General features: G+C 71.7%; 13 protein-coding genes. 7 read left to right on the forward strand and 6 right to left on the reverse strand.

The window, feature by feature from the left end; translation table 11 throughout:
• Positions 1-97: 97 nt before the first annotated feature.
• Positions 98-955 carry an RNA polymerase sigma-70 factor gene (locus tag VFO26_RS08290; RefSeq protein ID WP_325114468.1) on the forward strand — a complete coding sequence of 286 codons (858 nt, stop codon included), beginning with the start codon at positions 98-100 and terminating at the stop codon, positions 953-955.
• Between the two features lie 16 nt (positions 956-971).
• Here VFO26_RS08290 and VFO26_RS08295 read toward each other — a convergent pair whose 3' ends face one another.
• A complete protein-coding gene (locus tag VFO26_RS08295; protein WP_325114469.1) occupies positions 972-1,547 on the reverse strand; it encodes a putative glycolipid-binding domain-containing protein in 576 nt (191 codons plus the stop codon).
• Positions 1,544-1,711 (reverse strand): hypothetical protein, encoded by a 168-nt coding sequence (locus VFO26_RS08300; protein WP_325114470.1) that lies wholly within the window; start codon positions 1,709-1,711, stop codon positions 1,544-1,546. The genes VFO26_RS08295 and VFO26_RS08300 overlap by 4 nt, the downstream gene beginning before the upstream one ends.
• Before the next feature lie 76 nt (positions 1,712-1,787).
• Between VFO26_RS08300 and VFO26_RS08305 the strand changes: the two genes are divergently transcribed.
• On the forward strand, positions 1,788-3,155 hold the full coding sequence (locus VFO26_RS08305) for a deoxyribodipyrimidine photo-lyase (RefSeq protein ID WP_325114471.1): 1,368 nt from the start codon (positions 1,788-1,790) through the stop codon (positions 3,153-3,155).
• Here the strand turns inward: VFO26_RS08305 and VFO26_RS08310 are convergent, their stop codons facing one another.
• Genes VFO26_RS08310 through VFO26_RS08325 form a run of 4 tightly spaced genes read right to left on the reverse strand, consistent with a single transcriptional unit; the run spans position 3,156 to position 7,584 of the window.
• Positions 3,156-4,028, reverse strand: a complete 873-nt coding sequence (locus tag VFO26_RS08310) for an NAD(P)H-binding protein (protein WP_325114472.1) — start codon at positions 4,026-4,028, stop codon at positions 3,156-3,158. It lies immediately after the preceding gene.
• Positions 4,025-4,540 carry a hypothetical protein gene (locus VFO26_RS08315; RefSeq protein WP_325114473.1) on the reverse strand — a complete coding sequence of 172 codons (516 nt, stop codon included), beginning with the start codon at positions 4,538-4,540 and terminating at the stop codon, positions 4,025-4,027. Before VFO26_RS08315 ends, VFO26_RS08310 begins: the two co-directional genes overlap by 4 nt.
• Before the next feature lie 7 nt (positions 4,541-4,547).
• Positions 4,548-5,417 carry a MerR family transcriptional regulator gene (locus tag VFO26_RS08320; protein ID WP_325114474.1) on the reverse strand — a complete coding sequence of 290 codons (870 nt, stop codon included), beginning with the start codon at positions 5,415-5,417 and terminating at the stop codon, positions 4,548-4,550.
• 40 nt (positions 5,418-5,457) lie between these two features.
• Positions 5,458-7,584 (reverse strand): MMPL family transporter, encoded by a 2,127-nt coding sequence (locus VFO26_RS08325; protein ID WP_325114475.1) that lies wholly within the window; start codon positions 7,582-7,584, stop codon positions 5,458-5,460.
• A 132-nt stretch (positions 7,585-7,716) separates the two neighbouring features.
• On the opposite strand from VFO26_RS08325, the gene VFO26_RS08330 reads away from it, so the two are divergent.
• The 5 genes from VFO26_RS08330 to VFO26_RS08350 all read left to right on the forward strand — a co-directional run bounded on the left by VFO26_RS08330 (position 7,717) and on the right by VFO26_RS08350 (position 13,047).
• On the forward strand, positions 7,717-8,220 hold the full coding sequence (locus VFO26_RS08330; RefSeq protein ID WP_325114476.1) for a fasciclin domain-containing protein: 504 nt from the start codon (positions 7,717-7,719) through the stop codon (positions 8,218-8,220).
• A 178-nt stretch (positions 8,221-8,398) separates the two neighbouring features.
• Complete coding sequence (locus tag VFO26_RS08335) at positions 8,399-10,027, forward strand: thiamine pyrophosphate-binding protein (RefSeq protein WP_325114477.1); 1,629 nt, start codon at positions 8,399-8,401, stop codon at positions 10,025-10,027.
• Between the two features lie 128 nt (positions 10,028-10,155).
• A complete protein-coding gene (locus VFO26_RS08340; protein WP_325114478.1) occupies positions 10,156-11,697 on the forward strand; it encodes an aldehyde dehydrogenase family protein in 1,542 nt (513 codons plus the stop codon).
• A gap of 2 nt (positions 11,698-11,699) precedes the next feature.
• Entirely contained in the window at positions 11,700-12,050 is a 351-nt protein-coding gene (locus VFO26_RS08345) for a DUF779 domain-containing protein (RefSeq protein ID WP_325114479.1), read from the forward strand.
• A gap of 79 nt (positions 12,051-12,129) precedes the next feature.
• Positions 12,130-13,047: a YhjD/YihY/BrkB family envelope integrity protein gene (locus tag VFO26_RS08350; protein ID WP_325114480.1), complete on the forward strand. Its 918-nt coding sequence runs from the start codon at positions 12,130-12,132 to the stop codon at positions 13,045-13,047.
• The last annotated feature ends 171 nt before the right edge of the window (positions 13,048-13,218 follow it).

Consider the following 13,218-nt stretch of genomic DNA (forward strand, 5'->3'; position numbering starts at 1 on the left):
CTTCCTCCTCTCACTGGTTTCTCACAGAGGAGACGAGGGAAGGCGGCTGTCTGTGACGGTGTCACACCACGGGGTTGCGAACCCGTCTTCGAGGGTGATGGAGAGCGAGCAAGAGCTGCGCCCGTACCTGTTCGCGATCGCGTACCGGATGCTCGGGTCGGTCGCGGACGCGGAGGACGTCGTGCAGGAAGCGTTCCTGCGCTTCCACGCTGCGGACGTCGAGGTCGAGTCGCCGAAGGCATACCTGGCGACCGTCACCACGCGGCTCGCGATCGACGAGCTCCGCTCGGCCCGCCACCGACGGGAGGTGTACCCGGGGCAGTGGCTGCCCGAGCCGCTGGTCGAGGACGAGCAGGTGAGGCACGCGGAGACCGCGGACTCCCTCTCGATGACCTTTCTCCACCTGCTCGAGAAGCTGTCGCCCGTGGAGCGGGCGGTGTTCCTGCTGCGCGAGGTCTTCGACTACGAGTACGACGAGGTCGCTCGCATCGTCGGAAAGTCGGAGGCGAACTGCCGGCAGATCCTCGCCCGGGCGCACGCCCACATCCGTGAGGGGAGGCGCCGCTTCGACGTCTCCCGCGAGGAGCGCGAGGAGGTCGCGCAACGCTTTCTCGCGGCCTGGGAGGAGGGCGACACCGCGGCGCTCGTGGAGTGGCTCGCCCCCGATGCGACCGTCTACGGGGACGGCGGCGGCAACGCGCCGTCGGTCCCGGTGCCGCTGGTCGGTTCCGGGCGGGTCGCGAAGGCGCTCATCGGCTGGGGAGGGAAGGCGCGGGACCGCGGCTTCACCCACCGGTCGACGGATGTCAACGGCGAGCCGGGCGTCGTCTTCTACGACCCCGATGGACGGGCGACCTGGGTCGCGGCGCTCGAGATCGCCGACGGCGTGGTCGTCGCCGTGCGCTCGGTGCTGAACCCCGACAAGCTGACGCACGTCCCGCCGTCGGGCGCCTGATCCGAGAGCGCCGTCCTCAGAGAACGCGGACGGCGATCCCGGGGTAGTCGAGCACGAGGCCAGCGTCGTCGTACCCGATCACGTCCCGGTAGTCGAACGCGGGCGAGGCGTAGTCGAAGCGCAGCCGACCGTCGTCGTCCGGCAGCCGCGTGTACCTCTGCTCCAGCCGCTCCACCCGCGCATCCATCGCGCGGACGTAGGCCGCCGGCGCGTCGGCCGTCGCGCCCGCGGCCAGCCCGAGCCGACGTACCGGCAGGGCGTTCGTGCAGGCGGACGCCTCGAGATCGACGTCCAGGCACCCGTCGAGCTCCGGCGTGCTCCTGCCGCCGACGCGCCAGCCCCCGGCTCCGTCCGCCTTCAGCTGCACGTCGAACGCTCCGAGCGGCGACCGGCCTGCGACGTGGGCGAAGCGGGTCAGCCAGTTCGAATCGACCGAGACGGTGTACCGGACGCCCCACGCCTCACCCTCCTCGACGGCCGTCACGTGCCCCTCGAGCACCAGCTCCTCACCCTCGCGCCGGACGAAGACCACCTCGAAGCCCTCGCGTGCGCCCAGGTGTCGCCATGCCGCCACCGCGGGAAGGTTTGTCACCGGTGCTTGCCCTCCGGTTGGTGGTGGACGGCCTCGGCGGTGTCGCCGGCGAGGCCCGGCGCGAAGAAGCCGTGGCCGCCCGCTCCACACGTCCGAAGCGCATCCGCGCGGCAGTCCACCACCGCATCCCGGTCGGCGACCCGGATCGTGATCTGACCGAGCACGACACGAGTCTCGCAGGCGCCGGCCGGGTGGAGAGGAGTCAGCTGCCACAGACCCCGTCCCGGTATAGATCGAAGCGTGCAGTCCGCGCCCGCGACGAGCTGTGTCGTCCTCCTCACGCGAGACCTGCGGGTGCACGATCATCCTGCGCTCGACGCCGCGGTCGGGGAGGCCGCGCGCGTCGTCCCGCTGTTCGTCTTCGACGACGCGTTGCTCGCGACGTTCGGCGCGCCGAACCGGGTGGCATTTCTTCTCGACGCGCTCGCCGACCTCAGACACTCGCTCGCCTCACTGGGAGGCGGTCTCGTCGTCCGGCGCGGGGACACGGTGGCGGAGACGCTCCGCGTGGCGGAGGCAACCGGCGCGAGCCGGATCCATCTGAGCGAGGACGTGAGTGCCTTTGCGCGGTCGAGAGAGGAACGCCTTCGCCGCGCGGGGGCGGAGCGCGGCGTCTCCGTGCACGCGTACCCGGGCGTCACCGTTCTCCCTCCCGGCGACCTCTCGCCCGGTGACTCGGGCGGTCCCTACAAGGTGTTCACGCCGTATTGGAATCGCTGGCGCGCCACTCCGCGAAGGCTGCCACTGCCGGCGCCGGGCTCGATTCCCGCGGTCGAGGGCGTCGACGAGGGCCCGCTGCCAGTGCTGGGGGACCTCACACGCATCCGCGCGGCTTCGAATCTTCCGGAAGGCGGCGAGAAGGTTGCGCGCTCGCGCCTGGCGCGCTGGCTGCGCGAGGGGCTCGCCCGCTACGCCCAACGCCGCGACGACCTCGCCGTCGCCGGGACGTCGGGCCTGTCTCCCTACCTCCACTTCGGGTGCCTGTCGGCGCTCGAGGTGGTGCACCGCGCCGAAGCCGAGCCGGGCGGCGAGGCCTTCGTGAGGCAGCTCTGCTGGCGTGACTTCCACCATCAGCTGCTCGCGTCCGACCCCGCGCTGCCGATGCGGGACTTCCGCCCGCGCCAAGACCGGTGGCGCGACGACCCCGACGCCCTCGCCGCCTGGCAGGAGGGTGCGACCGGCTATCCGGTCGTGGACGCGGGAATGCGCCAGCTCCTCGCGCAGGGGACGATGCACAACCGCGCCCGCCTCGTCACGGCGTCCTTCCTCACGAAGCACCTCTACCTCGACTGGCGTCTCGGGGCGAAGCACTTCGCCGACCATCTCGTGGACGGCGACGTGGCGAACAACGTCGGGAACTGGCAGTGGGTCGCCGGCACGGGCGCGGACACCCGTCCGAATCGCGTGTTCAACCCGACCCGACAGGCTCGGCGTTTCGACCCCGAGGGCGCCTACGTCCGCCGCTGGGTGCCCGAGCTCGAAGGAATCGACGGCCCGGACGTGCACGAGCCCTGGCTGCTGGGCCACCTGCGCCCGGGCGCCTACCCGGGCCCGATCGTCGACCACGAGGAAGCTGTTCGCCGCTTCCGCGAGGCCAGAGCCGGCTAGCTAGCGGGCCGCGAGCGCGTCGCGGACGGCGTCGTCGAACGAGGTGAGCTCGATCGGAACGAGCTCGCGGATCCGGTCGTCCCCGGCGACGGTCGGCGTGCGCAGCCCGTCGATCAGGGGCCGGGCGACGGCAGCGTTCACCGGTGTCACCAGGTGGAGCCACCACGAGGACAGCCTCGGGGTGAGCACCGGCACCTCGACGATCGGGAGACGCTTGCCGCGCAACCGGGCGATCCGCTCCATCATCTCGCGGTACGTCATCACCTCCGGCCCGCCGACGTCGAACGACTCGCCGTGCGCGGCCTCGAGCCCACAGACGCCGGACAGGTAGCGGACGACGTCCCGTAACGCGATCGGCTGCGTCGGTGTCGAGACCCAGCGAGGACAGATCATGGCCGGCAGCCGGTCGACCAGCGCACGGATCGTCTCGAACGCGGCACTCCCCGGCCCGACCACCATCGCAGCGCGGAGGACCGTCACCGGCACGGGCCCGCCAGCGAGCCTCTCCGCCGTCTCGGCCCGGCTGCGGAGATGGCTGGAAGCGGCGTCCGCGGTGGCGCCCAGCCCGCCCAGGTAGACGATCTGGCGGACGCCGGCCCTCGCGCTCGCCGCCGCCACGTTGTCGGCGGCGAGCCGGTCGACGGCCTCGAAGTCGCCCGTGCCGAGCGAGTGCACGAGGTGGACGACGACGTCGCCCTCCCGGAAGAGGCCGTCGAGCGAGGCGACGTCGGTCACGTCCGCGCTCGCCGACTCGACGCCTCCGTCGGCCGGCTGCGCTCGACGCGAGGCCGCGACGACGTCGCACCCGAGGGCGAGCTCGGGCACCAGTGCGCGACCGATCACGCCCGAAGCCCCGAGGACGACCGCTCTCATGTTGCGCCGCCCGCCGCCCGCTCGAGGAATCGTCGACCGACGGCACGGTGAGCGCGGGCCTGGAGCGCGGTGTACAGCGCCCGACGGAGCGATCGCCTTCTCATGCTTCCGCCGAGGCGGGGCAGGTAGCCGCCGACGACGAGCTCCAGCTCGAGCGTCGCGTGCTGTGCGACCACGAGCGACCCGCCCGGTCGCGCGACGAGCAGGCCGCCGCGTATCGGATACCGGCACCGGACCGTGTGACTGTCGACCGTCACCTCCGGTCGCCCGAACCGCAGCAGCGGCACGATGCCGGCGAGGACCAGCAAGACGTCGTTCCTCCGTGACCGCGGGCGGACCAGCCCGTGAGAGAAGCGCGCGACCTCCTCGAGGTAGCGCCGTCCCAGTTCCTGCGCGCCTTCCTCGTCGGTCGTGACCACCTTCCGCTCCAGCGTCGTCCACTGGCGGGATTCGACCGCGCCGGCGGCTGTCTCGTGCTCGGTCGTGAACCAGTCGTGCGTGGAAGCGTCCATGCCCTGCTCAGTCGACGGCTGCCGCGAGGGTCTCGGCGGCCTGGACGACGTCCCCTCCGAGGTGCGCGGCGTGCGCCTTGCGCGCGACCCGCGCGCTCGCCGCCGCCCCCGCGATCCACAACGGAGCGTGGAGCGTTACCTCCCTCAGCCGTGTGGCGCTCTCGTCGAACGCGCCGGAGGTGGTTCCGGAGATCACGACCGCGGCCGGCGCGAGCACCTGCGCGGCTTCGACGACCGAGGCGACCGGCGTGTCCGCGCCGAGATAGTTGATCCGCCAGCCCTGCTCGCGGAGCGCGAGGCCGAAGGCCAGGAGCGGGAGGTCGTGGAGCTCGCCTTCGGCGCACGCCAGGAGCGCTCTCGGCCCCGTGCCACGGTCCCACGAGCGCGCGAGGGCCGTCAGCCGCCCGCGCACGAGGTTGCTCGCGAAATGCTCCTGCGCCACGGTCGCCTCTCCCTGCTCCCACCGCTGCCCGAGCTCGTGCAGGTACGGCATGAGCACGTCGCGGAGCACCACGTCGAGCGTCAGAGTCGCGAGCAGCCGGTCGAGCGCGCGCTGGGCGGCGGTCTCGTCGAACCGGTCGAGCGCGGCCTCGAGCTCGTTCGCGTCCGCGATCGGGATCGGCGCCGCCGTCGTCTCGCCGACCTCCTCGGCGAGGGCGAGCCGCGCCGCCTCGGCCGCCGATAGGCCGTTGCCCAGGTGTGCGCGCATCGCGAGCACCCGGGCCACGTCGTCCTCGCCGTAGAGCCGGAAGCCGCCGGGCGTGCGGCTGGGCGCGAGCAGGCCGTACCGGCGCTCCCATGCGCGCAGGGACTCGACGGGCACGCCGACCCGGCGAGAGAGCTCGCCGATGCGGAGCACCTTCTCCGTGGAGCTCATCGGAGCCCCCGTGGCGGCAGCGGGACGGGGTGGGAGCCCGTCACGTGCGGTCTCCGCCGGTGAGGTGGGCGGCGGCTTCCGCCCGCGTGGCTCGGCTCGCCGCTCGGCGGGAGAGCGCCGACGGCCACCAGACGCGGTCGCCGAGGTCGAAGGTCAACGCGGGGACGAGGATCGAGCGCACGACGAGCGTGTCCAGGAGCACGCCGAATGCGACCGTGATCCCGAGTTGCGTCAACGCCACGAGCGGGAGCACCGCGAGCACCGAGAACGTGCCGGCGAGGACGATCCCTGCCGACGTGATCACGCCGCCGGTGACCGCCAGCCCCTTCAGCATCGCCTCGCGCGTGGGCAGGACGAGCGCCTCCTCACGCACGCGCGCCATCAGGAAGATGTTGTAGTCCACGCCGAGGGCCACGAGGAAGATGAACGCGAACAGCGGATAGCTCGGATCCTCCCCCGGGAAGTCCGCCACGACCTCGAAGAGCAGGAGGCTGCCGCCGAGAGCCGCGAGGAACGAGAGGACGACCGTGGCCATCAACATCACCGGCGCCACCACCGAGCGGAGGAGCAGCACGAGGATGCCGAGCACGACGAGGAGGACGAGCGGGATCAGCAGCTTCGTGTCCCGCTCGACCGCGGTGCGCAGGTCGGCCTCCTCCGCGGTCGCGCCGCCCACGAGAACCGCATCGCCGACGGCAGCGCGAAGGTCGCGGCGGAGCGGCTCGATCGCGGCGAACGCAGCCTCGTCGAACGGATCCTCCTCGAGGACGACGTCGAACCTCGTCCCGGGCTCTCCGCGCTCGGGCTGCCCGACCCGCGTCACCCCGTCGGCCGACCGGGCGGCCTCGAGGGCTGTGTCGGTCTTGCCCGGGTCCGTGACGAGGACGACCGTCGGAGCGCCTTCGCCGGCCGGGAAGGACCGCTCGAGCAGCTGCTGGCCCTGAACGGACTCGACCGAGCCGCGGAAGGAGTTGGCGGTCGTCAGGTCGTCGTCGAGTCCGAGCGTGCCGAGGGCGAGCGCCGCGAGCGCAAGCGTCGTGGCGATCCACGCCGTGCGACGGCGCCGGTCGATCGCACGGCCGAGCCGGCTCCAGAAGCCCGAGTCGGGTGAGTGCACGGCGCCGACCCGCGGGACGAACGGCCAGAACGCGCGGCGCCCTCCGATCAGGAGGAGCGCGGGGAGGAGCGTCAGCATCGCGGCGGCCGTGACCGCGACGCCCATCGCGCCGACGGGGCCGAGGCCCGCGGTCGAGTTCACGCTCGCGAAGGAGAGGCAGAGCAGTGCGGCGACGACCGTGCCCGCGGACGCGGCGATTGCCGGGCCCGCGTTCCGGAGCGCGACGCGCATCGCCTCGTACTTGTCCTCGACGAGCAGCAGCTCCTCGCGGTAGCGAGCGGTCAGGAGCAGCGCGTAGTCGGTCCCCGCGCCGAAGACGAGGACGAGCAGGATCCCTCCCGTCTGACCGTTGATGACGAGGCCGGCCTCCGCGAGGAGCGTGCCGATGCCGCGGACGACGGACTCCGCGATCACGACGGTGAGAAGCGGCAGCAGCCAGAAGACGGGGCTGCGGTAGATGAGGACGAGGAGCACGAACACGAGTCCCGCCGTGACGAAGAGCAGGGTGGAGTTGATCCCCTCGAACGCCCTGGTCGCATCCGCGGAGAAGCCGGCGGGGCCGGTGACCCGGGCCTCGAGCCCCGGCCCGAGACCTTCCCTCACGATGTCGCGGACGTCGTCGACTGCTGCGACGAGCACATCGGCGTCACCTTCCGCGTCGATCGGGACGGCGATCACGGCGCCGGTGCCGTCCTCCGAGAATGCAACCGGCGAGGGAGGCCGGGCGCCTTCGATGCCGGCCTCCGCGATCGCCGTCCGTCTCCGCTCGACGGCCGTCCTCCCCTCCGCGCCGAGCCCGGCCGGATCGCGGAAGGCGGCGATCGCCGGCGTCAGCTCGCCGGAGGGGAAGTCCTTCGAGGCCTCCAGCACGGCGACGGACTCCGCATCGCCCGGGAGGAAGCTGGACGGCTCGTTCCTCTGGACGCCTTCGAAGCGCCCGGCGAGAGGCCCGAGGGCGAGTGTCAGCAGAAGCCACAGCCCGAGGATGAGCAGCCTCCGTCTGCGGCCCGCGACAAGCCGGCCGAGGAATGTAGGGCGTTGGGTGGTCATGATTCTGGACAGAGTCTATACACGTTTGTGCCTGACGCAGGAGCGGCCTTTCGAGATTCGACTTGCAAAGCGGTCTTCGTCTGTGCTAAAACTGGACAAGTCATGTACAGATCCTATACAGGAGGTTCGAAGTTGCGTACTGCACTCGTCACACTCGGAGCGACGGTCCTCGCGGCCGCCGCCATCGTCGGCCCCGTTTCTGCCGCGCCGGCGACCTCGCCCCAGAAGGACATCGCCCAGGTCGCGGCCTCGTCGCCGCAGTTCACCACGCTCGTCTCGCTGCTCAAGAAGGCCGGCCTGGTCGGCGCTCTGAAGCAGGGCTCGTTCACCGTGTTCGCGCCCACCAATGCCGCGTTCGCGAAGCTGCCGAAGTCGACGCTCGCCGCTGTGGGCAAGGATCCGGCGCTGCTCCAGAAGGTGCTCACCTACCACGTGGTCAAGGGCAAGGCGCCCGCCGCGAAGGTCGTCACGCTGAACGGCAAGACCGTGAAGACCCTCGAGGGACAGGGCGTCAAGGTCTCGATCCGCGGAGGGAAGGTCTACCTCAACGGCTCGAGCCAGGTCACCAAGACGGACGTGATGGCGTCCAACGGAGTCATCCACGTCATCAACCGGGTCCTCGTCCCCAAGAGCTGACCGTCGACGGCTCGTCTCGCAGCGGGCCAACGGGAGGGGAGCCGCCCCGAGGCGGCCCCCTCCCGCGGCGTTCCCCCCGCGCCGGGCGGTGATGGACGGCCCTCGACGTCGTTGCCCGCGGGGTCGAGCACGAATGCGGCGTAGTGCCCCAGGGGTCGACGCTCTAGAGTCGCCTGCGATGGGTGAGGCGCTGCAGGGCGGACGGCTGGCGGCGCAGGCGATCGCCGCCGCGGACGTCGATGTCGTGTTCACGCTCTCCGGCGGCCACGTGATGCCGATCTACGAGGGGTGCCGGCACGAGAGCGTCCGTGTGGTCGATCTGCGCCACGAGCAGTCCGCGGCTCACGCGGCCGAGTCGTGGGGGAGGGTGCGACGCACGTGTGGGGTCGCCCTCGTCACCGCCGGGCCCGGGGTCACGGGAACCGTCACCGCGGTCGCGAACTGCCTCGCCGCACAGACGCCGCTCGTGGTGCTGGGCGGCGCCCGACCGCTCGCCCAGGCGGAGTGGGGCGCGCTGCAGGAGCTCGACCAGCTCTCGCTGATGAAGCCGATCACGAAGTGGGCGGCCGTGTGCCCGTCGACGAGGCGCATCCCGGAGTACGTGGGCATCGCGTTCCGACAGGCGCTGGCGCAGCCGCGGGGCCCCGTCTACCTGGAGCTGCCCGCCGACGTGCTCTTCGCGGAGGCGGAGGCCGACGCAGCCCCTGCAGCCCCGCGGACGGCGCCGCGGGCCTTCGGCGACCCGGCGGAGCTCGACCGGGCGGCAGCGCTGCTGAGCTCCGCAGAGCGACCCGCGGTCGTGGCCGGTGGCGGCGTGTGGTGGGACGCGGCCGACGAGCAGCTGGCGACGCTCGCCGAGCGCGCTCGCTTACCGACCTTTCTCAACGGCTCGGGCCGCGGCTCCCTGCCGCCGGAGCACGACCTCTTCTTCCAGCACTCGCGCGGAACGGCGCTGGAGGAGGCCGACGTCGTCTGTGTGGTGGGGACGCCGCTCGACTTCCGGCTGCGCTACGGGCGGTTCGGAAGCGGGAAGCTCGTCCACGTCCACGGCGACCCGCGCGAGCTCGGCCGGAACCGCGTCCCGGATGCGGCGATCGTCGGCGACTGCGCTGCGGCGCTGGGCGCGCTCGCCGACGCGGTCCAGGCTCCACGTGACGCGCGTGGCGGCTGGCTGGAGCGGCTCCGGGGCGCCGAATCCGCCTGGTGGGAGGGCCGGCGCGCCGAGATCGAGTCCGACGCGGCGCCGATCCACCACTACCGGCTTGGAGCTGAGCTCGACCGGGTGCTCGACGCGGACACCGTCGTGATCGGCGACGGCGGTGACGTCGTGGCAGCGGTATCGCGCGTCCTCCGCATCCGGCGGCCGGGACACTGGCTCGACCCCGGGCCGTTCGGCTGCCTCGGGGTCGGGCCTGGGTACGCCGTCGGGGTCGGCGCTGCCGGATTCGGCACGCAGGTCGTCTGCGTGATGGGCGACGGCGCCTTCGGCCTCAACGGCATGGACTTCGACACGCTCGTTCGCTTCGGGATCCCGGCGGTGCTGGTCGTGGGAAACGACGCGGCATGGGGCGAGATCCGCGTCCCGCAGGTGGGGATGTACGGCCTCGACGCGGAGGTCGCGACCCGCCTCGCACCGAGCCGCTACGACCGCCTGTGCGAGGTGTTCGGCGGCCACGCAGAGCACGTCGAGCGGGTCGGGGAGCTCGCGCCCGCGCTCGAACGCGCCCTCGTCTCGGGTGAGCCGGCGATCGTCAACGTCATGCTCGACCCGGACGCCATGGCCGGGCACGCGTACCGCGGCTTCTGACGACCGGGATCTGCGGCCTTTCCCCCCAGGCGTACGTGTCGCCACCGATGCCCGTCGACCGCACCGGGGAGAAGCTGAACCTGCGCGCAGTACGACCGCGCGCAAGCCCCTCTCGGAAAGGAGATGCCATGGCAACCATCGAGAAGGTGGCAACCTACGAGGCTCCCGGACGACCGGGCAGCCCGGTGGAGCTCGAGCCCCGCTACGACAACTTCGTCGGCGGGCAGTGGGTCCCCCCGGTGCGCGGCGAGTACGTGGACAACCTCACACCGGCGACCGGCGAGGCATTCACGGAGGTGCCGAAGTCGACCCCCGAGGACATCGAGCTCGCGCTCGACGCAGCCCACGCCGCCAAGGTGGCCTGGGGCGAGGCGTCGACGACGGAGCGCTCGCGGGTCCTCAACAAGGTGGCCGACGCGATCGAGGAGCACGTCGAGATGCTGGCCGTCGCCGAGAGCTGGGAGAACGGCAAGCCCGTGCGGGAGACCCTCGCAGCGGACGTCCCGCTCGCGGCCGACCACTTCCGCTACTTCGCCTCGGTGATCCGGGGCGACGAGGGCTCGATCTCCGAGATCGACAGGCAGACGGTCGCCTACCACTTCAGGGAGCCCCTCGGAGTGGTCGGGCAGATCATCCCGTTCAACTTCCCGCTGCTGATGGCGGCGTGGAAGCTGGCCCCAGCGCTCGCGGCGGGGAACTGCAGCGTCATCAAGCCGGCGAGCCCCACCCCGTGGTCGCTCCTGAAGCTGATGGAGCTGCTCGAGGACATCCTCCCGCCGGGTGTGATCAACGTCGTCAACGGCCCGGGTGGCGAGATCGGCAAGGCGCTCGCGCAGAACAAGCGGATCGCCAAGATCGCGTTCACCGGAGAGACCGTGACGGGGCGGCTGATCATGCAGTACGCCGCCCAGAACATCATCCCCTCGACCACCGAGCTCGGCGGCAAGTCGCCGAACATCTTCTTCGCCGACGTGATGGCGGAGGACGACGACTTCCTCGACAAGGCGGTCGAAGGCCTCGTGCTCTACGCGTTCAACAAGGGCGAGGTCTGCACGTGCCCCTCGCGGGCGCTGATCGAGGAGTCGATCTACGAGCCGTTCATCGAGCGGGCACTCGAGCGGGTCGAGGCGATCCGCCAGGGTCATCCCCTCGATCTCGACACGCAGCTCGGCGCCCAGGTCTCGACCGCGCAGCTCGACAAGATCGAGAGCTATGTCGAGATCGGTCTCGACGAGGGCGCGGAGCTCTTGACGGGCGGTGAGCGGGCACACCTCGGCGGCGAGCTGGAGGGCGGCTACTACTTCCAGCCGACCGTCTTCAAGGGTCGGAACGACATGCGGATCTTCCAGGAGGAGATCTTCGGCCCAGTGCTCGCGGTCACGACGTTCGAGGACGAGCGCGAGGCGCTCGGGATCGCGAACGACACGCTGTACGGGCTCGGTGCCGGCGTCTGGACGCGCGACACGAGCAAGGCGTTCCGCATGGGCCGCGCCATCCAGGCGGGCCGCGTGTGGACGAACTGCTACCACCTCTACCCGGCCCACGCGGCCTTCGGCGGCTACAAGGTCTCGGGCGTCGGGCGAGAGAACCACAAGATGATGCTCGACCACTACACGCAGACCAAGTGCCTCCTCGTCAGCTACGACCCGAAGCCGCTCGGGCTCTTCTGACGATGAGTGGGAGCGGGACCGGGCGGGTCACGGCCACCGACGCGGCGCTTGTCGCGATCGAGCGGCTCCGGGCCCGCCACGGCCCGCTCGTGTTCGTGCAGTCGGGGGGCTGCTGTGACGGCAGCTCCCCGATCTGCCTGGCCGAGGGGGAGCTCCTGCTCGGCCCCGGCGACGTGCTCGTCGGCGAGATCGCCGGGTGCCCGTTCTACGTCGACCGTGAACAGGACGAGCGCTGGCGGCGGCCGTCGTTCGTGATCGACGTCGCTCCGGGCGGCGGCGACTCGTTCTCGCTCGAGGGCCCGGACGGGATCCACTTCGTCGCCCGGTCGCCGAGCGACGCCGTGCGGGCGTAACCCACGCACCCCTCTCCCCGACCGCGGACGTGGAGTCGGGCCCGATGGAGGACTACGATCGCCATGAGGCCGACGCATCGTGGAGCCCAGGGAGGAGACGCAGCCGCAGGTCGGCGCCACGGGCGTCGCGGCGGACAGGCGGGCGAGGGTGGCTGCGCTCCAGGCACGCGGGCACCAGCTGGTGGAGCGGGCTCAGGCCGAGCGAGCACGGCACGACTCCGTCGACGTCCTGTTCGAGATGGCCGACCGCGACGGCGATGCGGGCGGCGGGATCATCGCGGGTGCCCTGTCCTACCGGCTCTTCCTGTGGCTCCTGCCGCTCACCCTCGTCTCCGTGGCGGGGCTCGGTATCGCTTCGGACGCCGCCTCGCAGAGCCCCGAGGAGGCGGCGAAGACGCTCGGCGTCACCGGCCTCGTCTCCAACTCTGTGGCGACCGCCGCGGAGGGCCCGGCGCGCTGGTACGCCCTCCTCGTGGGGATCCCGATCCTCGTCTGGGTGACGAGGGGCCTCCTCCGTGCGCTGACCGTGACCCATCGGCTCCTCTGGGGCGACGTGCGATCGGCCGCGCCGAAGCCGACGTTGCACGCGACGATTCGCCTGCTCGTCCTGCTTCTCGGATTCACCGTCGTGAGCGGGCTCGCGGGTGCGGTGCGATCCTGGTCGTCGGCGCCGGGTCTCCTCGTGACCCTGCTCACGGTGGTTCCGTACGCCGGGCTCTGGCTCCTGATCACGCTCCGTCTGCCCCACCGCGACGCGGACTGGAAGGCACTGGTTCCCGGCGCGCTCCTGTTCGGGGCCGGCCTCCAGGTGCTCCACCTCGTCGGGGTCTACATCCTCGCGCCGTACGCGATCACCAAGCAGGGGACGTACGGCGCACTCGGGGCCGCGGCCGCTCTGCTCCTCGGCCTGTTCCTCCTCAGCAGGATCGCCGTCGCCGGGGCGGTGCTGAACGTGACGCTGTGGGAGCGCAGAGGAGTCGAGGGCGCGCACGGCTGACCCACGGCACGCTCCGGCCCGCGGCCGCGCGTGTGTGAGACTCGTGGGGCCACGGATCGAGGTCGACGCCGAGCGAGGACGCATGCAGATAGGTAGCCCAGGAAAGCCCGTCAGCCACATCGCCCAGGCATTTCCCGACCGGGTCGAGGTGCGGGGGCGCGATCTCTGCGG

Source organism: Gaiella sp. (assembly GCF_035710885.1).
Taxonomy (GTDB): domain Bacteria; phylum Actinomycetota; class Thermoleophilia; order Gaiellales; family Gaiellaceae; genus Gaiella.